The following is a 20823-nucleotide window of genomic DNA, read 5'->3' as shown; positions in this document are numbered from 1 at the left end:
GGATTCACCATGTCTGTAATTAAGATGACCGATCTGGATTTGGCAGGTAAACGCGTTTTCATTCGTGCGGATCTGAACGTACCGGTTAAAGATGGCAAAGTGACCAGCGATGCACGTATTCGTGCTTCTCTGCCGACCATCGAACTGGCGCTGAAGCAGGGTGCAAAAGTAATGGTTACCTCCCACCTGGGCCGTCCAACCGAAGGCGAGTACAATGAAGAATTCTCTCTGCTGCCGGTTGTTAATTACCTGAAAGACAAGCTGTCGAGCCCAGTACGTCTGGTTAAAGACTACCTGGACGGTGTTGAAGTCGCAGCAGGCGAGCTCGTTGTTCTGGAAAACGTTCGCTTTAACAAAGGCGAGAAGAAAGACGACGAAGCGCTGTCCAAAAAATACGCAGCGCTGTGCGACGTATTCGTAATGGATGCTTTCGGTACCGCGCACCGCGCGCAGGCGTCCACGCACGGTATCGGCAAATTTGCTGACGTTGCTTGTGCTGGCCCGCTGCTGGCAGATGAGCTGGAAGCACTGGGTAAAGCGCTGAAAGAGCCTGCCCGTCCGATGGTGGCTATCGTTGGTGGTTCTAAAGTTTCCACTAAACTGACTGTACTGGACTCACTGTCTAAAATTGCTGACCAACTGATCGTCGGCGGCGGCATCGCGAACACCTTCGTTGCCGCTCAAGGCCACAACGTGGGTAAATCCCTGTATGAAGCGGATCTGGTTAGCGAAGCTAAACGTCTGCTGACCACATGCGATATCCCGGTCCCTACTGACGTTCGCGTGGCGACCGAGTTCTCTGAAACCGCAACCGCAACGCTGAAATCCGTCAGCGACATTAAAGACGAAGAGCAGATTCTGGATCTGGGCGACGCCTCTGCTGAGAAACTCGCTGAAATCCTGAAAAATGCGAAGACCATTCTGTGGAATGGCCCGGTCGGCGTGTTCGAATTCCCGAACTTCCGTAAAGGTACTGAAATTGTTGCTAACGCTATCGCTGACAGCGAAGCGTTCTCCATCGCAGGTGGTGGTGATACCCTGGCAGCAATCGACCTGTTCGGTATTGCTGACAAAATTTCCTACATCTCTACAGGTGGCGGTGCGTTCCTCGAATTCGTGGAAGGCAAAGTGCTGCCAGCAGTCGCCATGCTCGAAGAGCGCGCTAAGCAGTAAGTATTCAAAAGGGCAGGGTAACCTGCCCATTTTTCAGCGCGCGTAAAGCTCGCGAACTATTTTTCCAACGGTCGAAGATACAGAAACAGGACTCGAAAACATGTCTAAAATTTTTGATTTCGTAAAACCGGGCGTCGTCACCGGTGATGACGTTCAGAAAGTGTTCCAGGTAGCTAAAGAAAACAACTTTGCGCTGCCAGCCGTTAACTGCGTGGGCACCGATTCCATTAACGCCGTTCTGGAAACCGCTGCAAAAGTGAAAGCGCCGGTTATCGTTCAGTTCTCCAACGGTGGCGCTGCATTCATCGCTGGTAAAGGCGTGAAGACCGACATTCCTCAGGGTGCTGCTATCCTGGGTGCTATCTCTGGTGCTCATCATGTGCATCAGATGGCTGAGCACTACGGTGTTCCGGTTATTCTGCACACCGACCACTGCGCGAAGAAACTGCTGCCGTGGATCGACGGCCTGCTGGACGCCGGTGAAAAACACTTCGCCGCTACCGGTAAACCGCTGTTCTCTTCTCACATGATTGACCTGTCTGAAGAGTCTCTGGAAGAGAATATCGAAATCAGCTCTAAGTACCTGGCGCGCATGGCGAAAATCGGCATGACCCTGGAAATTGAACTGGGTTGCACCGGTGGTGAAGAAGACGGCGTGGACAACAGCCACATGGACGCTTCTGCACTTTACACCCAGCCGGAAGACGTTGATTACGCATACACTAAACTGAATGCCATCAGCCCACGTTTCACCATCGCGGCTTCTTTCGGTAACGTTCATGGCGTTTACAAACCAGGTAACGTTAAACTGACCCCGACTATCCTGCGCGACTCTCAGGAATATGTTTCCAAAAAACATAACCTGCCGCACAACAGCCTGAACTTCGTATTCCACGGCGGTTCCGGTTCTACTGCTCAGGAAATCAAAGACTCCGTAAGCTACGGTGTTATCAAAATGAACATCGATACCGACACCCAATGGGCGACCTGGGAAGGTATTCTGAACTACTACAAAACCAACGAAGCGTATCTGCAGGGTCAGCTGGGCAACCCGAAAGGCGAAGACCAGCCGAACAAGAAATACTACGATCCGCGCGTATGGCTGCGTTCCGCTCAGACTTCCATGATCACTCGTCTGGAGCAGGCTTTCAAAGAGCTGAACGCAGTAGACGTTCTGTAATCTGAGCGAGTCTTTACGCTTAAAAGCCCGCCTTCAGTGCGGGCTTTTTTATTGTCTCTTCAATGGCATGCACCGATATTAAATGTGATCCATTTGGCAAAATTCCCTCTTTTGTTTACCCTTTAGAAGTCTGTCCGCCACCGTCGGGTTGGAGTAATCTCGTACGAATCAACATAAGGAATGAAGAATGGAAGATCTCAACGTCGTCGACAGCATCAACAGCGCGGGGTCCTGGTTAGTGACAAACCAGGCGTTGCTGCTAAGTTACGCTGTTAACATCGTCGCCGCCATCGCCATCATCATCGTGGGTATGATCATTGCCCGGATGATTTCCAACACCGTAAACAAATTGATGCGCGCACGGCATATTGATGCCACCGTGGCGGATTTCCTTTCTGCACTGGTGCGCTACGGCGTTATTGCCTTTACATTGATTGCCGCTCTGGGACGCGTCGGCGTACAAACCGCATCGGTAATTGCGGTGCTGGGTGCGGCGGGTCTGGCTATTGGCCTTGCTTTACAGGGGTCGCTGTCTAACCTTGCTGCAGGGGTGTTGCTGGTCACCTTCCGCCCGTTCCGTTCTGGTGAATACGTTGACCTGGGCGGGGTGGCGGGTACGGTGCTGCAGGTGCAGATCTTCTCTACTACGCTGCGCAGTGCCGATGGCCGCATCATTGTTATCCCTAACGGCAAGATTATTGCCGGTAACATTATTAACTTCTCCCGCGAGCCGGTGCGTCGTAACGAGTTTATTATTGGCGTGGCTTACGACTCGGATATCGATCTGGTCAGAAAATTGCTCACGGACATTATTGAATCTGACGAGCGCATTCTGAAAGATCGCGAAATGACAGTACGTCTGAATGAACTGGGTGCGTCATCAATCAATTTTGTGGTGCGCGTCTGGAGCAACAGCAGTGACCTGCAAAACGTTTACTGGGATGTGCTGGAGCGCGTGAAACGCAGCTTCGACGAGCATGGCATCAGCTTCCCTTACCCGCAGATGGACGTGAATTTTAAGCGTGTCAAAGACGCGGATAATAAAGCCGCGCACGCGGAATAATCTGTTCGCCCGCGCCTAACGGCGCGGGCATCGGTTCTCACCGGGGTTAGCGCATGACAGAATCCAGTATCGGCGTTACTGCGCGTATGGTTTCCGCAGCCCCTTTAACTCCCTGTTTTTTTTGTTCCGCAGCCCAGGTTGTTTGCACCTCTGAGTAATGGCTGTCAGCCTGCCAGGCCATTTGTTCTTCATGACTCAAATACCGTACCGTCACCCCTTCGTCCTCCATCTTTTTCACCAAAGAGACCACGCTACTGTCCAGCACTGTTCCCATGTTGGTTAGCGTGCTGGCAGCGGCGCGCTGTATGGCTTGTTGATCCTGTTTTTCAAGACCATTCCAGGTCTCCTGATTCATGACCAGGAGGTAAACATGCCCGAGCCACAGTGAAGGTGAGAATAAAAGGTGGGGAGCGACATGATGTGCCTTCAGGTCATATCCACTGTCGAGATTCACAATCAACCCTGAGAGTTTACTGTTGCCTAATGCCTCAGCGATGGCGGGTGTCCAGGGCATCGTGACCGGGGTTGCGCCCGCATTCTTCAGAAAACCCTTGTGCCAGAAGCTGGCGGTGCGCCAGGTTTCTCCCTTCAGATCGGCTAAGGTTTGCAGAGGTTTGGCACTAAAGAAACCGGCCGGGTAGCCGAGGAAAAATTGCAGGTTAACGAGGTTATTTTTCTTCAACTCCTCGCTGAATGCGGGTAGTTCACTGAATACGCGTCGAAAAAATTCGACTTGTTTGCCTCCCAGGCCTGGTCCTACCGGAAAGCTTTTGAAAATCTGATGTAACGGCAGTGCTTCAGGGGTGTATTCCGGCACCACAATGCCTATATCGGCTTTCTTTCCTTCCCCAAGCGTTTTCAGCGCGGCGTAACTTGTAGCGAGCTCGCCGTTCCAGTGGGCATCAATTTTTAGCCGCCCCTGTGACTCTTTTTCGATGGCGGCAAAGAAGACCGTCTTGATAAGCAGTGTGCGCATGCCGCCATAGGGTTCATGGTCGGTGTAACGCAACACTGTCTCACTTAAGGCCTGGGCTGGAATACTCAGTAAAATCATCACAAGTGGGAGGCAGCGGGAAAGGAGGGCGTTGTGTAGCATAGTAAGTCCTTTTTTAATGGAAAGCGTCTCGTCTTTATCAGGTCACAACCATAAAAAAATTCCACTTCTCGTCGGTAGTTATCGGCGGTCAAATTCTGAAAACGGCATTATCAGTAGTACTTATCAAGGATTAATTTTTTCAATTTCCTCTAATAATTTTTAGCAGGTATAGTCAGCCTGCTGAAATAAATGACGGGGAAATGAACGTGGTATCTTATTATTTTCAAGGGCTTATCCTTGGGGCGGCGCTTATTCTGCCTCTGGGTCCGCAAAATGCATTTGTGATGAATCAGGGGATCCGGCGGCAATACCATCTTATGACCGCTTTTCTTTGTACCTTCAGCGATTTGCTGCTTATTTGTGCGGGCATTTTTGGTGGCAGCGCACTGCTTATGCAGTCACCCTGGCTGCTGGCGCTGGTGACCTGGGGTGGCGTCGCTTTCCTGCTCTGGTATGGCTTCGGTGCATTCAAAACGGCGGTAAGTCGCAACATTGAACTCACTACCGCAGGAGCCATGAAGCAGGGACGGTGGAAAATTGTTGCCACCATGCTGGCGGTGACCTGGCTTAACCCGCATGTGTATCTGGATACTTTTGTCGTACTCGGGAGCCTTGGGGGGCAACTTGACGCCGTGCCGAAGCGCTGGTTTGCGATGGGGACTGTCAGCGCGTCGGTTATCTGGTTTTTTGGTCTGGCGCTGCTGGCTGCCTGGTTTGCTCCCCGACTGCGCACCGCCAAAGCCCAGCGTATTATTAATACGATTGTCGGTCTGGTGATGTGGGTAATTGCAGCTCAACTGGCAAAAGAGGGCCTTGCGCATGTTCATGCGCTATTTAACTCGGTGTAGTCTGATGGACAAACCGGCATAGCCCGCTACTCTTGCTGCGAGGCGTGCCGTTTCTTACGGGCGTGAAAAGCAACATGGAGGAGCAACTGTGAAATTCAAAATGATGGCCCTGGCGGCATTAGTAGGAGTAAGTGCAATGTCGGTTCAGGCAAGTGAACTGCCTGACGGACCTCATATTGTCACTTCAGGCACATCAAGCGTGGATGCAGTGCCGGATATCGCGACTCTGGCGATTGAGGTGAATATCGCAGCGAAAGACGCCGCATCTGCTAAGAAACAAGCCGATGAGCGCGTGGCCCAGTACCTGAGCTTCCTCGATCAGAATGGCGTGGTGAAGAAGGATATCGATTCAGCGAACCTGCGCACCCAGCCGGATTACGATTATCAGAACGGTAAGAGTGTGCTCAAAGGCTGGCGTGCAGTGCGCACCGTGGAAGTGACGCTGCGTGATTTAGAAAAGCTAAACTCACTGTTAGACGGCGCGTTAAAAGCGGGGTTGAATGAAATTCGCTCTGTTTCCCTGGGCGTTGCGCAACCCGAATCGTATAAAGATAAAGCGCGTAAAGCCGCGATTGATGACGCTGTTCATCAGGCAGAACAGCTGGCAGCGGGCTTTAATGCCAAAGTCGGCCCGGTGTACAGCGTCCGTTACCACGTCTCTAATTACCAGCCGACGCCGATGGTGCGGATGATGAAAGCGGAAGCTGCACCGGTTTCCGCGCAGGAGACCTACGAACAGCCAACCATTCAGTTCGCCGATCAGGTTGACGTGGTGTTCCAGCTTGAGCCTGCCGCCGCCCAGGGCGAACCGCAGGCCGCAGCAAAATAATACTTTTTACCCTCTCTTTCGGGAGAGGGTTTCATGACACATCCTGCCTTAAAACCTTATGCCCGTATTCCAGAAGAGCATCCGTCACGTTGCGCATCATGCGGCTTTCCGGCGCAAAGCGGTGCCAGTAGAGCATGCGACGCTGAAGCAGCCCTGGCGTCAGGTCGATTAACTCACCGGCATTCAACTCTCTTTCAATCTGCAGATGCGGGATCATGCAGCAGGTCGTGCCCTGGCGCGCCAGCTGGACAAAGGCTTCTGATGAGTTAACGATATGGCAAGGTACGCTGCCCGGCGGCAGGTCAAAGTTCTGCTGTAAAAAGGCCTGATGCATATCGTCGAGATGATCGAAAGCCACGGCGGGCGCTTTGAGCAGCGCAGAACGGGTCACACCGTTCGGGAAGTAACGTTCTGCAAAGGCTTTGGAACCCACGAACAGGTAATCGAGCGCACCCAGTTGATCGACAAGACAGCTCGGCAGCGCCTGCGGCTGAATACTCACCGCACCCACCACTTCCCCGCGACGCAGGCGTTCCTGGGTACGTGTTTCATCTTCCACTTGCAGGTTCAGACGTATGGGGGAGTCTGCCAGTACCGGGGCCAGAGCCGGTAGCAGCCAGGTGGCCAGGCTGTCGGCGTTGACCGCCAGAGAAAGCAGCAGGGGAGTCGACCCCGTCTGCTCATCGCCCAGCCACTCATCTTCCAGTAACTCAACCTGGCGCAACAACGCCAGCAATTTTTGCCCCTGTTCGGTCGGACGAGGCGGTACGGTGCGCACCAGCAGCGGTTGACCGAACATATTTTCCAGTTGCTTAATACGCTGCGATACGGCGGACTGAGTGATACACAGCTTTTGCGCGGCGCGCTCAAACCCGCGTTCACGAATGACCGCATCAAGTGCCTGTAACGTTCTGTAGTCCGGACGTTTCATTGCTTCGAGTTACTCCTGCAAAATAATTACTCAGCACTATGACATAAAAATTTGTCACTGGCAGACGAAAATACGTCTGCCAGTTATGTGACGAGGCTCACAGGGACTTTTAGCCTGCCTGTGCTTTATAATGCGGCCTGAATTTCATATCACAGGCGAACGACCATGACGCAGGACGAACTGAAAAAAGCAGTAGGCTGGGCAGCACTCGACTATGTTGAACCGGGCACTATCGTAGGTGTGGGGACAGGTTCCACCGCCGCACACTTTATTGATGCACTCGGAACAATGAAAGGGCAGATTGAGGGGGCGGTATCCAGCTCCGATGCTTCCACAGAAAAACTTAAAAAACTGGGTATTACTGTCTTTGATCTTAACGAAGTCGATCGTCTTGGGATCTACGTTGATGGCGCCGATGAGATCAACGGCAACATGCAGATGATCAAAGGCGGCGGTGCCGCGCTGACGCGTGAGAAGATCATCGCGTCCGTTGCTGACAAGTTTATCTGCATTGCGGATGCATCCAAACAGGTCGATATTCTGGGGGCGTTCCCGCTGCCGGTTGAAGTCATTCCTATGGCGCGCAGTGCGGTCGCCAGGGAGCTGGTTAAGCTGGGCGGTCGTCCTGAGTACCGTCAGGGCGTGGTGACGGACAACGGTAACGTCATTCTCGATGTATTCGGTCTGGAAATTATTGATCCGGTTGCGCTGGAGAATACGATCAACGGTCTTCCGGGCGTGGTCACGGTCGGCCTGTTCGCTAATCGTGGTGCGGATGTTGCCCTGATTGGTAGCGCCGACGGCGTCAAAACCATTGTGAAATGATCTGAGTGGGGGAGCACTTCCCCCCTCTGAAAAAAATTTGATGCCGGAATTTGGTGACTTCTGTCACATTTACCTGCCCCTCCTTATCTTCCTGCCGTACCTTAAGCCATTTTTAGCATATTCATCTGCCATTTATGGCTGTATGACTTTTCCTCACAACGGCGACGCAAACGTTCATATTGCTGCAATAGTTTTTTTTGATATGTTGACTGCAGCGGATGATATTCCACACAACATCAGTTATGACAAAAAACAGGGTCGGGTAAATGGCAAAGGTATCACTGGAGAAAGACAAAATTAAGTTTCTGCTCGTCGAAGGAGTGCATCAGAAAGCACTCGATAGCCTTCGTGCTGCAGGTTACACCAACATTGAGTATCACAAAGGCGCGCTGGACAGCGAGCAGCTCAAAGAGTCTATCCGTGATGCCCACTTTATCGGTTTACGTTCCCGTACCAACCTCACTGAAGAGATTATTGCGGCGGCGGAAAAACTGGTCGCGGTCGGCTGCTTCTGTATCGGTACCAACCAGGTTGACCTCGACGCCGCGGCGAAACGCGGGATTCCGGTGTTCAACGCCCCGTTCTCGAACACCCGTTCTGTCGCAGAGCTGGTGATCGGTGAACTGCTGCTGCTGATGCGCGGTATTCCGGAAGCGAATGCCAAAGCGCACCGTGGTATCTGGAACAAGCTCGCTGCGGGCTCTTACGAAGCGCGTGGTAAGAAGCTGGGTATTATCGGTTACGGCCACATTGGTACGCAGTTAGGCATCCTGGCGGAATCCCTCGGAATGCATGTCTTTTTCTATGACATTGAAAGCAAACTGCCGCTGGGCAACGCCACTCAGGTACAGCACCTCTCCGATCTTCTGAACATGAGTGATGTGGTCAGTCTGCACGTTCCGGAAAATGCATCGACCAAAAACATGATGGGTGCTGAAGAGATTGCCCTGATGAAACCCGGCTCGCTGCTGATTAACGCCGCGCGCGGCACGGTAGTGGATATTCCGGCGCTGTGTGATGCCCTTAAGCGTAAGCATCTGGCCGGTGCGGCGATTGACGTCTTCCCGACGGAGCCGGCGACCAACAGCGATCCGTTCAATTCACCGCTGTGTGAATTCGACAACGTGATTCTGACGCCACACATTGGTGGTTCAACCCAGGAAGCGCAGGAAAATATCGGCCTGGAAGTGGCGGGTAAGCTTATCAAGTATTCCGACAACGGCTCGACGCTGTCTGCGGTTAACTTCCCGGAAGTTTCTCTGCCACTGCATGGTGGTCGCCGCCTGCTGCACATTCACGAAAACCGCCCGGGTGTCCTGACCGCCATCAACCAAATCTTTGCGGCCGAAGGCATCAACATTGCCGCCCAGTACCTGCAAACCACGCCGATGATGGGGTATGTAGTTATTGATATTGAAGCGGAAGAAGATGTAGCGCAGAAAGCGCTACAGAGCATGAAGGCCATTCCTGGCACCATTCGCGCCCGTATGCTGTACTAATCCACTTCTGCCGGACGGAGATCCCCGTCCGGCCTGTTGTCTTATGCGCATACTTCTTGTTCTGTGGCGGGTGTTATGACAAGTACCATGCTAAGAGGCGGCGCATTTATCCTGCTGCTTATTCTCATTTATACCGGTATCAACACTGCCGATAAAATGACCTGGCTTATGGAGGTCATCCCGGTCTGTGTGGTGGTCCCGTTACTGCTATTGACCCGGGTGCGTTATCCACTGACGCCCTTGCTTTATACCCTGATTTTTTTCCATGCGCTGATACTGATCGTGGGCGGAATGTATACCTACGCCAAAGTGCCTGTTGGTTTTGATGTGCAGGCGTGGCTGGGGCTGAGCCGCAACCCCTACGATAAACTGGGCCACTTTTTCCAGGGGCTGGTGCCTGCGCTGGCAGCGCGGGAGATCCTCATCCGTGGCGGCTATGTGCAGGGACGTAAAATGGTCGCGTTTGTGGTGTGCTGCATTGCGCTGGCGATTAGCGCCTTCTATGAGCTGATTGAATGGTGGGCGGCGCTGGCAATGGGGCAGGGCGCGGATGATTTCCTGGGTACGCAGGGCGATCCCTGGGATACGCAATCAGACATGCTGTGCGCGTTACTCGGCGCGCTCACGACGGTGTTCGTGCTGGCACGCTGGCATAACCGGCAGATTCGCCAACTTCCTGCTCAATAAAACATGGCTGCGCGTTACCCGCGCGGCCATTCCCACACCCTTGATGGCGTGACGACCGCAGGGAGTGGAATATCCCACTCTTCGACGGGCAACGCGTCCACCTGCTGACAGTCATGAGCAAATCCTACTGGCTGCACGTTGTAACGCTGCCAGTGTTGCAGCGTACGATCGTAAAAGCCGCCGCCCATACCCAGCCGCTGCCCCTGTTCGTCGAAGGCGACGAGCGGGGTGACTAACACATCGAGCTTGTCGAGCGGCAGCACGTCGCGCACATCCAGCTTCGGCTCCTGAATTTTCAGACGATTCACTACCAGTTCACTATGTGGGTGGTAGTGCAGGAACAGCAAATTCCCCGGACTGAACGGGTGCAATACCGGAAGATAGACGCGTTTGCCGCTGCGCCATAGCTGCGCTATCAAAGGCCGCGTATCCAGTTCTCCGTCAAATGAGAGAAAGAGGGCAATGGTATGCGCCATCAGTACCGGTGGGTAAGCCATCATGCGTGCTGCGGCTTGTTCAGAAAGCTGCGTTTGTTGCTCAGAGGTCAGTGCCCGGCGACGTTGCCGTATCTCTTTGCGGATGTTCTGTCGGGAGGTGAGCGTTTCAACGAGTTGAGTCATGGTAGTGCAAGAAAGAAGGGGATCTCCGAGATGCCGCCGCAGGCTGTAACCCTTGAACCCTTGGTTCAAGGTGAATGTGTCGTCATGGTTTTAAGGCTTCTCGGACGGACCGAGCATGCTCACCAACCATGGAGCGCCACATTCTTGTGGTATGAAATATCGGCTCAGGGGACTGGCCCGCTTGCGAACATCTCAGAGAAATTTTGTCTTCACGGTCACTCTACCATAGTAGACCCTGAAGTGTTATTCAAACTTCTGACCCGGTCTGTCGGATATGCGACCCTGATCAAGCAATGCCTGTTCGATGGTCTGTTGAAGCATCCGAATACGCTGTTCCATGCTGGAGGCGTAGTCACGGGTTTTCGTCTTTTCCTGAGCCAGTTCGTAGCTAATATTCAACGCTGCGATAAAGACTAACTGCTCAGTATTGGTGACTCTAGTGCGAACTTTCAGATCTTGCAACCGCTGATTCAGATCCTCCGCGGCCTGATTTAACGCATCTTGCTGTTCAGGCGGGCAATTCACTCGCAGTGAACGGCCAAAAATTTGGATATCGACGGGTTGTGCAGACATGCCACCTTCCTGCTGTTTGACTGCGCTCTGCCTTCGCAACCGAGTCCAGGCTGCGAAGGGGCGTCACTATAGCCACCCTGGAGAGAGGATTCAAGCTCTTTGCTATACCTTTAAGTACATGCAAACGCATGTAACGTGAAGTACGACGGGTATATCACCAGGGTCCAAAGTGGTAGCATACCATGAATATTCTCCCCAACGGCGACGAATGCGAATGTCTATACAGAACGAAATACCTGGTTACAACGATGTTGGTAAGTTACTCAACCAACAGGGCGTGGGACTTATCCCCGCCGAGATGCATGGACTGATTGCCGGCATGCTGTGCGGTGGCAACGGCGACGCCAGCTGGCAGCCGATGTTACATGACCTCACCAACGAAGGTCTGGCGTTTGGTCATGAGCTTGCCGAGGCCTTGCGCAATATGCATGCCGCGACCAGCGACTCACTGGAAGATGATGGTTTTCTCTTCCAGCTCTATTTACCTAATGGTGATGATGTCAGCGTGTTCGATCGTGCTGATGCCCTTGCCGGTTGGGTAAACCACTTCCTGCTGGGGCTTGGCGTCACGCAGCCAAAACTGGATAAAGTGACCGGCGAAACGGGCGAAGCGATTGATGATTTACGTAACATCGCGCAACTCGGTTACGACGAAGAGGAAGATCAGGAAGAGCTGGAAATGTCTCTGGAAGAGATAATTGAATACGTACGTGTCGCCGCGCTGCTGTGCCATGATTCATTCACACGCCAGCAACCTACGGCTCCTGAAGTGCGTAAACCTACCCTGCATTAATGTGTCTCGTCTACTGGAGGTGTCATGACACAGCCTGAGTTTCTCCGTCGCCGTCAGGCCTTGCTTGCGCAAATGGCCCCCGCCAGCGCGGCGCTTGTTTTTGCAGCACCGGAAGCCACCCGCAGTGCCGATAGTGAATATCCCTATCGGCAGAACAGCGATTTTTGGTACTTCACTGGCTTTAACGAACCGGAAGCGGTGCTGGTGCTGATCAAAAGTGATGACACTCACAACCACAGCGTGGTGTTCAACCGTATTCGGGATAAAAACGCGGAGATCTGGTTTGGCCGCCGTCTGGGCCAGGAGGCCGCGCCAGAAAAGCTGGCGGTTGACAGAGCGCTGCCGTTCCCTGAAATCGGTAAGCACCTGCCTGCGCTGCTGAATGGTCTGGATACGGTTTACCACGCTCAGGGCGAATATGCTTATGCTGATGACATCCTCTTCGCCGCGCTCGACACATTGCGTAAAGGCTCGCGACAAAATCTGACGGCGCCAGGTACGCTGACAGACTGGCGACCCATTGTGCACAATTTGCGCCTGTTTAAATCTCCCGAAGAAATCGCCGTGATGCGCCGCGCCGGTGAAATTTCTGCGCTGGCCCATACGCGGGCGATGCAAGCCTGCAGGCCTGGCATGTATGAATATCAGCTCGAAGGTGAAATTCATCACGAGTTTAACCGCCACGGCGCGCGTTTTCCCTCCTATAACACCATTGTCGGTGCCGGGGAAAACGGCTGTATTCTGCATTACACCGAAAACGAGAGCGTCATGCGCGATGGCGATCTGGTGTTGATTGACGCCGGGTGTGAATACCAGGGCTACGCCGGTGACATCACCCGTACTTTCCCGGTGAACGGCAAATTCACCCCGGCGCAGCGTGAAGTCTATGACATCGTACTGGAATCCCTTGAAACAGCACTACGCCTGTTTCGCCCCGGTACTTCCATTCAGGAGGTGACCGGCGAGGTGGTGCGCATCATGATTCGCGGGCTGGTTAAGCTTGGGATTCTGCACGGCGATATTGAAATCCTGATCGCAGAAAATGCCCATCGTCCCTACTTTATGCATGGCCTGAGCCACTGGCTGGGTCTGGATGTCCATGATGTCGGCGTTTACGGACAGGAGCGCTCCCGTGTGCTTGAGCCCGGTATGGTTATCACCGTTGAACCCGGCCTTTATATCTCACCCGATGCTGACGTACCTGCTGCCTACAAAGGCATCGGTATTCGTATTGAAGATGACATCGTCATTACCGAAGACGGCAATGAAAACCTCACTGCCAGTGTCGTCAAGCGTGCGGATGATATTGAGGCCTTAATGGCGGCGGCACGTCACTTATGAGCGTGATTATTGTCGGTGGCGGCATGACGGGCGCGACCTTTGCGCTGGCCATCTCACACTTAACCAAAGGGCGCCTGCCCGTGCATCTGGTGGAGGCTCGTGCGCCCGAGGCCAACCATCATCCTGGTTTTGACGCCCGCGCCATTGCGCTGGCGGCAGGCACCTGCCAGCAGCTCGCGCGCGTTGGGATCTGGTCGCATATTGCGAAAAACGCCACACCGATTACCACGGTGCACGTCAGCGATCGCGGGCATGCGGGTTTTGTGACCCTTAGCGCGCAGGATTATCGTATCGAGGCTCTCGGACAGGTGGTCGAGCTGCATGATGTCGGTCAGACCCTGTTTTCACTTCTGCGGCGTGCGCCTGGCGTCACGCTGCACTGCCCGGCCCGGGTCAGGAGCTTTACGCGCGACGAGCAGCAGGTCAGCGTAACGCTGGATGAGGGCGAGGTGATTAACGGCAGTTTGCTGGTGGCGGCAGACGGCTCCCGTTCGGCGCTGGGGGCGCAGTGTGGTATTCACTGGCATCAGGTGCCTTATCAGCAGGTAGCCATTATTGCCAATGTCACCACTGCGCTGGCGCATCAGGGGCGCGCGTTCGAACGTTTCACCTCTCACGGGCCATTGGCTATGCTTCCTATGTCTCAGGGCCGCTCTTCGCTGGTGTGGTGTCATCCTCTGGAAAAAGAGCACAGCGTATTGAGCTGGAGTGATGAGAAATTTTGCCACGAGCTGCAAAAGGCCTTTGGCTGGCGACTCGGCAAAATCGTGCATGCCGGTGCACGCAGTGCTTATCCGCTGGCGTTGACGACTGCCTCGTCACCTGTTTCCCACCGTACCGTCCTGGTCGGTAATGCTGCCCAGACGCTTCATCCCATCGCGGGGCAGGGGTTCAACCTGGGTATGCGGGATGTCATGACGCTCGCAGAAACGGTGGCTGAAGCCTGGAGTGCCCAAAACGATGTGGGCGGATATTCGGTTCTTACGCGTTACCGCGATCGCCGTTACGCCGACAAGCTGGCGACCATCGGGGTGACAGATGGATTAGTGCATCTGTTTGCTAACCAATGGGCACCCCTGGTCGTGGGGCGTAACGCGGGATTGATGGCAATGGAATTATTTACCCCGGCGCGTGATGCGCTGGCGCAGCGCACCCTTGGTTGGGTGGCGCGTTAAGGCCTGACTCAGGCTTCTGGAGCGAAGTGTGCAAAGTGTTGATGTGGCAATTGTTGGCGGCGGCATGGTCGGGCTGGCGCTGGCGTGTGGGTTGCAGGGGAGTGGTCTGCGCGTAGCCGTACTGGAGCAGCAGGCGCCCGTGCCGGTTCATGATGAAGACGCGCCACAGCTTCGCGTGTCAGCCATTAACGCTGCCAGTGAAAAACTCCTCTCCCGTCTGGGTGTCTGGTCAGCTATTACCGCTCGTCGGGTGAGCTGCTATCACGGCATGGAAGTGTGGGACAAAGACAGCTTCGGGCGTATTGCGTTTGACGATGCGAGTCTGGGCTACAGTCATCTCGGGCATATCGTCGAGAACGGCATTATTCAGCAGGCACTCTGGGAGAAGGCGCAGCAGTGTTCTGACGTCACGCTGACGGTTCCGGCGGCATTGCAGCAGGTAGCGTGGGGCGAGAATGAAGCCTTTATCACGCTTCAGGACGGCAATATGCTTACTGCTCGTCTGGTGGTTGGCGCTGATGGCGCGAACTCCTGGCTGCGCAACAAAGCGGACATTCCACTCACCTTCTGGGATTATGGCCACCACGCGATGGTCGCGACCATCCGCACCGTAGAATCTCATGAAGGGGTGGCGCGTCAGGTCTTCCATGATAAAAGTATTCTTGCTTTTTTGCCGCTGGCGGACCCGCATCTCTGCTCGATTGTCTGGTCTCTTCCCCCCGAACAGGCTGACAGGCTGCAGAAGCTCAGTGATGATGAGTTTAACCAGGCGCTTTGCGTTGCATTTGATAATCGTCTGGGGTTGTGCCGCGTTGAGAGCGAGCGGCAGATTTACCCGCTGACCGGTCGCTACGCGCGCCAGTTTGCCGGTCACCGCTTCGCGCTGGTGGGCGATGCTGCTCACACCATTCATCCTCTTGCCGGTCAGGGGGTAAATCTTGGCTTCATGGATGCAGCGGAGCTGATTACCGAGTTGCGCCGTTTGCATAGCCAGGGGAAAGACATTGGTCAGCATATGTATCTGCGTCGCTATGAGCGTAGCCGCAAGCACAGCGCGGCGGTAATGCTCGCAGGAATGCAGGGTTTTCGTGAGCTTTTCACCGGCACCCATCCGGCGAAGAAGTTGCTGCGCGATATCGGCCTCAAAATGGCCGACACGCTTCCGGGTGTTAAACCGCAGCTGTTGCGCCAGGCAATGGGCTTAAACGATCTCCCGGAGTGGTTACGTTAACTCCGTCACATTTCCCTTTCCGGTAACGGAAAGGGAACCCACCGCCTCATTTGAAAAATTCTAATTTCACCGCATTTTTCAGATTAGATATTCTCATGTCTTGTTTTTTCGGATTCGGGAAAAATATCGTTTTTAAAGCGCTAACAACTGCCTATTGGCGGTTTCGAGTCTGACAGACTTTCTTAATTCTTCATGATTCCTGTTTTAACGGAATAATATTCTGTCGATGCTCCTGGCGAAAATGGTCATAAGCTAATCTGATGACCCATTTTCTCTTATGGTTAAGCGCCGCTTTCGGTGATAAGTTCAGGCAAAAGTGAACGTTTGCGTCGGCAACCTGAAGTGGTGTTGATGCGCTCTCGTGCGGTGATTTTTTCGCCCCGGGACAACGTTATAGCCCCGCTTATTCGACGAGGAAAAGATGGCTCAGCAGACACCTTTATATGAACAACATACGCTGTGCGGCGCCCGCATGGTGGATTTCCACGGCTGGATGATGCCACTGCATTATGGTTCGCAGATAGATGAGCACCACACGGTGCGAACCGATGCCGGTATGTTCGATGTCTCGCACATGACAATTGTCGATCTTCGGGGCAGCCGCACCCGCGAATTCCTGCGTTATCTGTTGGCCAACGACGTCGCAAAACTTACCCAACCTGGCAAAGCGCTCTACAGCGGAATGCTAAATGCCTCAGGTGGCGTTATTGATGACCTCATCGTTTATTACTTTACCGAAGATTATTTCCGCCTCGTTGTAAACTCCGCCACCCGCGAAAAAGATCTCTCCTGGATAACCCAACACGCCGAACCTTTTGCCATCGACCTTACCGTCCGTGATGATCTGTCGCTGATTGCCGTTCAGGGGCCAAATGCGCAGGCCAAAGCTGCCACGCTGTTCAGCGACGAGCAGCGACACGCCGTTGAAGGCATGAAGCCCTTCTTTGGCGTTGAAACCGGCGATCTGTTTATTGCCACCACGGGCTATACCGGTGAAGCGGGTTATGAAATTGCGCTGCCGAATGAGAAAGCCGCAGATTTCTGGCAGGCGCTGGTTGCCGCTGGCGTCAGGCCATGTGGTCTGGGGGCTCGCGACACACTGCGTCTGGAGGCGGGCATGAATCTGTACGGCCAGGAGATGGATGAAGGCGTTTCACCGCTGGCAGCCAATATGGGCTGGACCATCGCATGGGAACCAGCCGGGCGTGACTTTATCGGACGTGAAGCGCTTGAAGCCCAACGCGAGAAGGGCACCGAACAGCTGGTCGGCCTGGTGATGACCGAAAAAGGGGTGCTGCGCAACGAACTCCCGGTGCGTTTTACCGATGTACACGGTAACGCGCAGGAAGGTGTGATAACCAGCGGAACCTTCTCGCCAACCCTTGGCTACAGTATTGCACTGGCGCGCGTGCCGGCGGGGATTGGTGATACGGCCATCGTCCAGATCCGTAACCGTGAAATGCCTGTCAAAGTGACCAAACCTGTTTTTGTACGCGCTGGCAAAGCCGTCGCGTGATTCATTCTTATTTGGAGATTTTGTGATGAGCAACGTACCTGCAGAACTGAAATACAGCAAAGAGCATGAGTGGCTGCGCAAAGAAGCGGACGGTTCTTATACCGTCGGTATTACCGAGCACGCGCAGGAGTTACTGGGCGATATGGTGTTTGTCGACCTGCCTGAAGTGGGCGCGACCGTTGCCGCGGGCGACGACTGTGCTGTTGCCGAATCGGTAAAAGCCGCCTCTGACATCTATGCGCCAGTAAGCGGTGAGATTGTTGCAGTAAACGATGCGCTGAGTGATTCTCCGGAGCTGGTGAATAGCGAGCCGTATGGCGAAGGCTGGATTTTCAAAATCAAAGCCAGTGACGAAACGGAAGTTGATGCGCTGCTGGATGCAACCGCCTACGCCGCACTGTTAGAAGACGAGTAATCGCTTTTCGCCCTCTCCCTTTGGGAGAGGGCCGGGTGAGGTGCCAACCTTCCCCTCACCCTAACCCTCTGCCAAAGGGCGAGGGAACACTTAATTCACTGCACGTTTCAGGAACCATCGCTCATGACACAGACTTTAAGCCAGCTTGAAAACCGTGGCGCTTTTATTGAACGTCACATCGGGCCGGATGCTCAGCAGCAGCAGGAGATGCTGAACACCATTGGTGCGGATTCATTACAGGATCTGATTGGCCAGATTGTCCCGAAAGACATCCAGCTTGCCACGCCGCCACAGGTGGGAGAGGCCGCTACCGAGTTCGCGGCGCTTGCGGAGCTGAAAGCGATTGCCGGTCGCAACAAGCGCTTTAAGTCTTATATTGGCATGGGCTACACCGCCGTGCAGTTACCGCCGGTTATCCTGCGCAATATGCTGGAGAATCCCGGCTGGTATACCGCCTATACGCCTTATCAGCCGGAAGTGTCTCAAGGTCGTCTGGAAGCACTGCTTAATTTCCAGCAGGTGACTTTAGATTTAACCGGGCTGGATATCGCCTCTGCCTCACTGCTGGACGAAGCCACTGCGGCTGCTGAAGCAATGGCGATGGCCAAACGCGTCAGTAAGCTTAAGGGGGCCACCCGCTTCTTCGTTGCCGCCGATGTTCACCCGCAAACCCTGGATGTGGTACGCACCCGCGCTGAAACCTTTGGCTTTGACGTCATCGTTGATGAGGCGAACAAAGTGCTGGATCACCAGGATGTCTTCGGCGTGCTGCTGCAACAGGTGGGGACCACCGGGGAAGTGCATGACTACAGCGCGCTGATTGCCGAACTGAAAGCCCGCAAAGTGGTCGTGAGCGTGGCGGCCGACATTATGGCGCTGGTGCTGTTAACGGCGCCGGGTAAACAGGGTGCCGATATCGTCTTCGGCTCCGCACAGCGCTTTGGCGTGCCGATGGGCTACGGTGGCCCGCATGCGGCCTTCTTTGCGGCAAAAGATGAATTCAAACGCTCGATGCCAGGCCGTATCATCGGTGTCTCGAAAGATGCGGCGGGTAATACGGCGCTACGCATGGCGATGCAAACCCGCGAGCAGCATATCCGTCGCGAAAAAGCGAACTCCAACATCTGTACTTCACAGGTGCTGCTGGCCAATATCGCCAGCCTCTATGCGGTTTATCATGGCCCGATTGGCCTGAAGCGAATCGCCGGTCGTATCCACCGTCTCACCGACATTCTGGCGACAGGTCTGCAGCAAAAAGGGCTGAAGCTGCGTCATGCTCACTACTTCGACACCCTGTGTGTGGAGGTGGCGGATAAAGCCGCCGTACTGGCACGTGCACAAGCCGCAGAGATCAACCTGCGCAGCGATACTATCAACGCCGTGGGTATCACCCTGGATGAAACCACCACGCGTGCCGATATTCAGGCGCTGTTCGCGGTGGTACTGGGCGATGCAAACGGACTGGACATCGATGTGCTGGACAAAGACGTCGCTCATGACAGCCGCTCGGTGCCTGCCGCCATGCTGCGTGACGATGCCATCCTGAGCCACCCGGTATTCAATCGCTATCACAGCGAAACTGAAATGATGCGTTATATGCACGCTCTGGAGCGCAAAGATCTGGCGCTCAACCAGGCGATGATCCCCCTGGGCTCCTGCACCATGAAGCTGAACGCCGCAGCGGAAATGATCCCCATCACCTGGCCGGAATTTGCGGAATTACATCCCTTCTGCCCGCCAGAACAGGCGGAAGGTTATCACCAGATGATCAACCAGCTCTCCGACTGGCTGGTAAAACTGACCGGGTACGATGCGCTCTGTATGCAGCCTAACTCCGGCGCGCAGGGGGAATACGCGGGCCTGCTGGCGATCCGTCACTACCATGAAAGCCGTAACGAAGGCCACCGTGATATCTGTCTGATACCGAGTTCTGCCCACGGCACCAACCCGGCCTCTGCTCAGATGGCGGGCATGCAGGTTGTGGTGGTCGCGTGCGACAAAAACGGCAACATCGATCTGGCCGACCTGCGTGCGAAAGCGGAACAGACCGGGGCAAACCTCTCCTGCATTATGGTGACCTACCCCTCAACACACGGTGTGTACGAAGAGACCATCCGTGAAGTGTGCGACATCGTGCATCAGTATGGCGGTCAGGTTTATCTTGACGGCGCGAACATGAACGCGCAGGTGGGGATCACGTCACCGGACTTTATCGGCGCAGACGTTTCCCACCTTAACCTGCATAAAACCTTCTGCATTCCACACGGCGGTGGCGGTCCGGGTATGGGGCCAATCGGGGTGAAAGCTCACCTTGCTCCGTTCGTTCCAGGACACAGCGTGGTACAGATAGAAGGTATGCTGACCCGCCAGGGCGCGGTCTCTGCGGCCCCCTTTGGCAGCGCCTCTATTCTGCCGATCAGCTGGATGTACATCCGCATGATGGGGGCTGAAGGGCTCAAACAAGCCAGTTCCGTTGCCATTCTGAATGCCAACTACATTGCCGCCCGCCTGAAAGCAGCCTTCCCGGTACTTTATACGGGGCGTGACGGGCATGTGGCTCACGAATGTATTCTCGACATTCGTCCGCTGAAAGAGGAGACCGGTATCAGCGAACTGGATATCGCCAAGCGCCTCATCGACTACGGCTTCCATGCGCCAACCATGTCCTTCCCGGTTGCCGGCACCCTGATGGTTGAACCGACGGAATCAGAAGGCAAAGCTGAACTGGATCGGTTTATCGACGCGATGCTGGCGATCCGCGCAGAGATTGAGCGTGTGAAAGCAGGGGAGTGGTCGCTGACAGACAACCCACTGGTCAATGCGCCGCATACCCAGAACGAACTGGCGGCGGAGTGGAGCCATGCGTATAGCCGAGAACTGGCGGTCTTCCCTGCGGGCGTGGCAAACAAGTACTGGCCGACGGTGAAGCGTCTGGATGACGTCTACGGCGACCGCAATCTGTTCTGCTCCTGCGTGCCGATGAGTGACTATCAGTAAATAAATCACACTATACTTCTGGCCGGGTCAG

At 54.5% G+C, this 20823-nt stretch carries 20 protein-coding genes and 1 other RNA gene; 16 read left to right on the top strand and 5 right to left on the bottom strand.

Annotated features, from left to right (window positions below; all coding sequences use genetic code 11):
- Positions 1-9 precede the first annotated feature (9 nt).
- From pgk to mscS, 3 genes are all read left to right on the top strand, one after another.
- Positions 10-1173, top strand: coding sequence for a phosphoglycerate kinase (pgk, locus tag M1D91_RS19135; RefSeq protein ID WP_437433970.1), 1164 nt, complete (start codon positions 10-12; stop codon positions 1171-1173).
- A 100-nt stretch (positions 1174-1273) separates the two neighbouring features.
- Positions 1274-2353, top strand: a complete 1080-nt coding sequence (fbaA, locus tag M1D91_RS19130; RefSeq protein WP_437433969.1) for a class II fructose-bisphosphate aldolase — start codon at positions 1274-1276, stop codon at positions 2351-2353.
- Between the two features lie 187 nt (positions 2354-2540).
- Positions 2541-3416, top strand: a complete 876-nt coding sequence (gene mscS, locus M1D91_RS19125; RefSeq protein WP_437433968.1) for a small-conductance mechanosensitive channel MscS — start codon at positions 2541-2543, stop codon at positions 3414-3416.
- A 46-nt stretch (positions 3417-3462) separates the two neighbouring features.
- On the opposite strand, the gene dctP is transcribed toward mscS, so the two are convergent.
- A complete protein-coding gene (dctP, locus tag M1D91_RS19120; RefSeq protein WP_437433967.1) occupies positions 3463-4512 on the bottom strand; it encodes a TRAP transporter substrate-binding protein DctP in 1050 nt (349 codons plus the stop codon).
- A 206-nt stretch (positions 4513-4718) separates the two neighbouring features.
- Between dctP and argO the strand changes: the two genes are divergently transcribed.
- Positions 4719-5360 carry an arginine exporter ArgO gene (gene argO / locus M1D91_RS19115; protein WP_437433982.1) on the top strand — a complete coding sequence of 214 codons (642 nt, stop codon included), beginning with the start codon at positions 4719-4721 and terminating at the stop codon, positions 5358-5360.
- 88 nt (positions 5361-5448) lie between these two features.
- Entirely contained in the window at positions 5449-6189 is a 741-nt protein-coding gene (locus M1D91_RS19110) for an oxidative stress defense protein (RefSeq protein WP_437433966.1), read from the top strand.
- A 31-nt stretch (positions 6190-6220) separates the two neighbouring features.
- Here the strand turns inward: M1D91_RS19110 and argP are convergent, their stop codons facing one another.
- Positions 6221-7120, bottom strand: a complete 900-nt coding sequence (gene argP, locus M1D91_RS19105) for a DNA-binding transcriptional regulator ArgP (RefSeq protein ID WP_437433965.1) — start codon at positions 7118-7120, stop codon at positions 6221-6223.
- Positions 7121-7285: 165 nt separating this feature from the next.
- Here argP and rpiA point away from each other — a divergent pair, with 165 nt between their 5' ends.
- The 4 genes from rpiA to M1D91_RS19085 all read left to right on the top strand — a co-directional run bounded on the left by rpiA (position 7286) and on the right by M1D91_RS19085 (position 10131).
- On the top strand, positions 7286-7945 hold the full coding sequence (gene rpiA / locus M1D91_RS19100) for a ribose-5-phosphate isomerase RpiA (protein ID WP_437433964.1): 660 nt from the start codon (positions 7286-7288) through the stop codon (positions 7943-7945).
- A 40-nt stretch (positions 7946-7985) separates the two neighbouring features.
- The gene (locus M1D91_RS19095; RefSeq protein ID WP_437433963.1) at positions 7986-8246 is read left to right on the top strand and encodes a hypothetical protein; all 261 of its coding nucleotides are present in this window, start codon (positions 7986-7988) and stop codon (positions 8244-8246) included.
- Positions 8212-9444, top strand: a complete 1233-nt coding sequence (gene serA / locus M1D91_RS19090; RefSeq protein ID WP_437433962.1) for a phosphoglycerate dehydrogenase — start codon at positions 8212-8214, stop codon at positions 9442-9444. Before M1D91_RS19095 ends, serA begins: the two co-directional genes overlap by 35 nt.
- A gap of 75 nt (positions 9445-9519) precedes the next feature.
- Entirely contained in the window at positions 9520-10131 is a 612-nt protein-coding gene (locus M1D91_RS19085; RefSeq protein WP_437433961.1) for a DUF2238 domain-containing protein, read from the top strand.
- A gap of 14 nt (positions 10132-10145) precedes the next feature.
- On the opposite strand, the gene M1D91_RS19080 is transcribed toward M1D91_RS19085, so the two are convergent.
- The 3 genes from M1D91_RS19080 to zapA all read right to left on the bottom strand — a co-directional run bounded on the left by M1D91_RS19080 (position 10146) and on the right by zapA (position 11324).
- A complete protein-coding gene (locus M1D91_RS19080) occupies positions 10146-10751 on the bottom strand; it encodes a 5-formyltetrahydrofolate cyclo-ligase (RefSeq protein ID WP_437433960.1) in 606 nt (201 codons plus the stop codon).
- Positions 10752-10769: 18 nt separating this feature from the next.
- Positions 10770-10953, bottom strand: a non-coding RNA gene (gene ssrS / locus M1D91_RS19075) — 6S RNA.
- 41 nt (positions 10954-10994) lie between these two features.
- Positions 10995-11324, bottom strand: coding sequence for a cell division protein ZapA (gene zapA / locus M1D91_RS19070; RefSeq protein WP_437433959.1), 330 nt, complete (start codon positions 11322-11324; stop codon positions 10995-10997).
- 214 nt (positions 11325-11538) lie between these two features.
- Between zapA and M1D91_RS19065 the strand changes: the two genes are divergently transcribed.
- From M1D91_RS19065 to gcvP, 7 genes are all read left to right on the top strand, one after another.
- On the top strand, positions 11539-12117 hold the full coding sequence (locus M1D91_RS19065; protein ID WP_437433958.1) for a YecA/YgfB family protein: 579 nt from the start codon (positions 11539-11541) through the stop codon (positions 12115-12117).
- Positions 12118-12141: 24 nt separating this feature from the next.
- Positions 12142-13458, top strand: coding sequence for a Xaa-Pro aminopeptidase (gene pepP / locus M1D91_RS19060; protein ID WP_437433957.1), 1317 nt, complete (start codon positions 12142-12144; stop codon positions 13456-13458).
- Positions 13455-14633 carry a 2-octaprenyl-6-methoxyphenyl hydroxylase gene (gene ubiH / locus M1D91_RS19055; RefSeq protein WP_437433956.1) on the top strand — a complete coding sequence of 393 codons (1179 nt, stop codon included), beginning with the start codon at positions 13455-13457 and terminating at the stop codon, positions 14631-14633. The genes pepP and ubiH overlap by 4 nt, the downstream gene beginning before the upstream one ends.
- A 28-nt stretch (positions 14634-14661) precedes the next feature.
- The gene (gene ubiI, locus M1D91_RS19050) at positions 14662-15864 is read left to right on the top strand and encodes an FAD-dependent 2-octaprenylphenol hydroxylase (protein ID WP_437433955.1); all 1203 of its coding nucleotides are present in this window, start codon (positions 14662-14664) and stop codon (positions 15862-15864) included.
- 421 nt (positions 15865-16285) lie between these two features.
- The gene (gcvT, locus tag M1D91_RS19045) at positions 16286-17380 is read left to right on the top strand and encodes a glycine cleavage system aminomethyltransferase GcvT (RefSeq protein ID WP_437433954.1); all 1095 of its coding nucleotides are present in this window, start codon (positions 16286-16288) and stop codon (positions 17378-17380) included.
- 25 nt (positions 17381-17405) lie between these two features.
- Entirely contained in the window at positions 17406-17795 is a 390-nt protein-coding gene (gene gcvH, locus M1D91_RS19040) for a glycine cleavage system protein GcvH (protein WP_437433953.1), read from the top strand.
- 123 nt (positions 17796-17918) lie between these two features.
- Positions 17919-20792: an aminomethyl-transferring glycine dehydrogenase gene (gene gcvP / locus M1D91_RS19035; protein ID WP_437433952.1), complete on the top strand. Its 2874-nt coding sequence runs from the start codon at positions 17919-17921 to the stop codon at positions 20790-20792.
- Positions 20793-20823: the final 31 nt, after the last annotated feature.

The organism is Enterobacter sp. SA197 (assembly GCF_054131575.1).
This window is presented reverse-complemented; position numbering and strand designations above follow the sequence as displayed.

Coding starts and splice junctions, on each gene's coding strand:
- pgk (WP_437433970.1), top strand. CDS start 10: ATGTCTGTAATTAAGATGACCGATCTGGATTTGGCAGGTAAACGCGTT.
- fbaA (WP_437433969.1), top strand. CDS start 1,274: ATGTCTAAAATTTTTGATTTCGTAAAACCGGGCGTCGTCACCGGTGAT.
- mscS (WP_437433968.1), top strand. CDS start 2,541: ATGGAAGATCTCAACGTCGTCGACAGCATCAACAGCGCGGGGTCCTGG.
- dctP (WP_437433967.1), bottom strand. CDS start 4,512: ATGCTACACAACGCCCTCCTTTCCCGCTGCCTCCCACTTGTGATGATT.
- argP (WP_437433965.1), bottom strand. CDS start 7,120: ATGAAACGTCCGGACTACAGAACGTTACAGGCACTTGATGCGGTCATT.
- rpiA (WP_437433964.1), top strand. CDS start 7,286: ATGACGCAGGACGAACTGAAAAAAGCAGTAGGCTGGGCAGCACTCGAC.
- M1D91_RS19095 (WP_437433963.1), top strand. CDS start 7,986: ATGCCGGAATTTGGTGACTTCTGTCACATTTACCTGCCCCTCCTTATC.
- serA (WP_437433962.1), top strand. CDS start 8,212: ATGGCAAAGGTATCACTGGAGAAAGACAAAATTAAGTTTCTGCTCGTC.
- M1D91_RS19085 (WP_437433961.1), top strand. CDS start 9,520: ATGACAAGTACCATGCTAAGAGGCGGCGCATTTATCCTGCTGCTTATT.
- M1D91_RS19080 (WP_437433960.1), bottom strand. CDS start 10,751: ATGACTCAACTCGTTGAAACGCTCACCTCCCGACAGAACATCCGCAAA.
- zapA (WP_437433959.1), bottom strand. CDS start 11,324: ATGTCTGCACAACCCGTCGATATCCAAATTTTTGGCCGTTCACTGCGA.
- M1D91_RS19065 (WP_437433958.1), top strand. CDS start 11,539: ATGTCTATACAGAACGAAATACCTGGTTACAACGATGTTGGTAAGTTA.
- pepP (WP_437433957.1), top strand. CDS start 12,142: ATGACACAGCCTGAGTTTCTCCGTCGCCGTCAGGCCTTGCTTGCGCAA.
- ubiH (WP_437433956.1), top strand. CDS start 13,455: ATGAGCGTGATTATTGTCGGTGGCGGCATGACGGGCGCGACCTTTGCG.
- gcvT (WP_437433954.1), top strand. CDS start 16,286: ATGGCTCAGCAGACACCTTTATATGAACAACATACGCTGTGCGGCGCC.
- gcvH (WP_437433953.1), top strand. CDS start 17,406: ATGAGCAACGTACCTGCAGAACTGAAATACAGCAAAGAGCATGAGTGG.
- gcvP (WP_437433952.1), top strand. CDS start 17,919: ATGACACAGACTTTAAGCCAGCTTGAAAACCGTGGCGCTTTTATTGAA.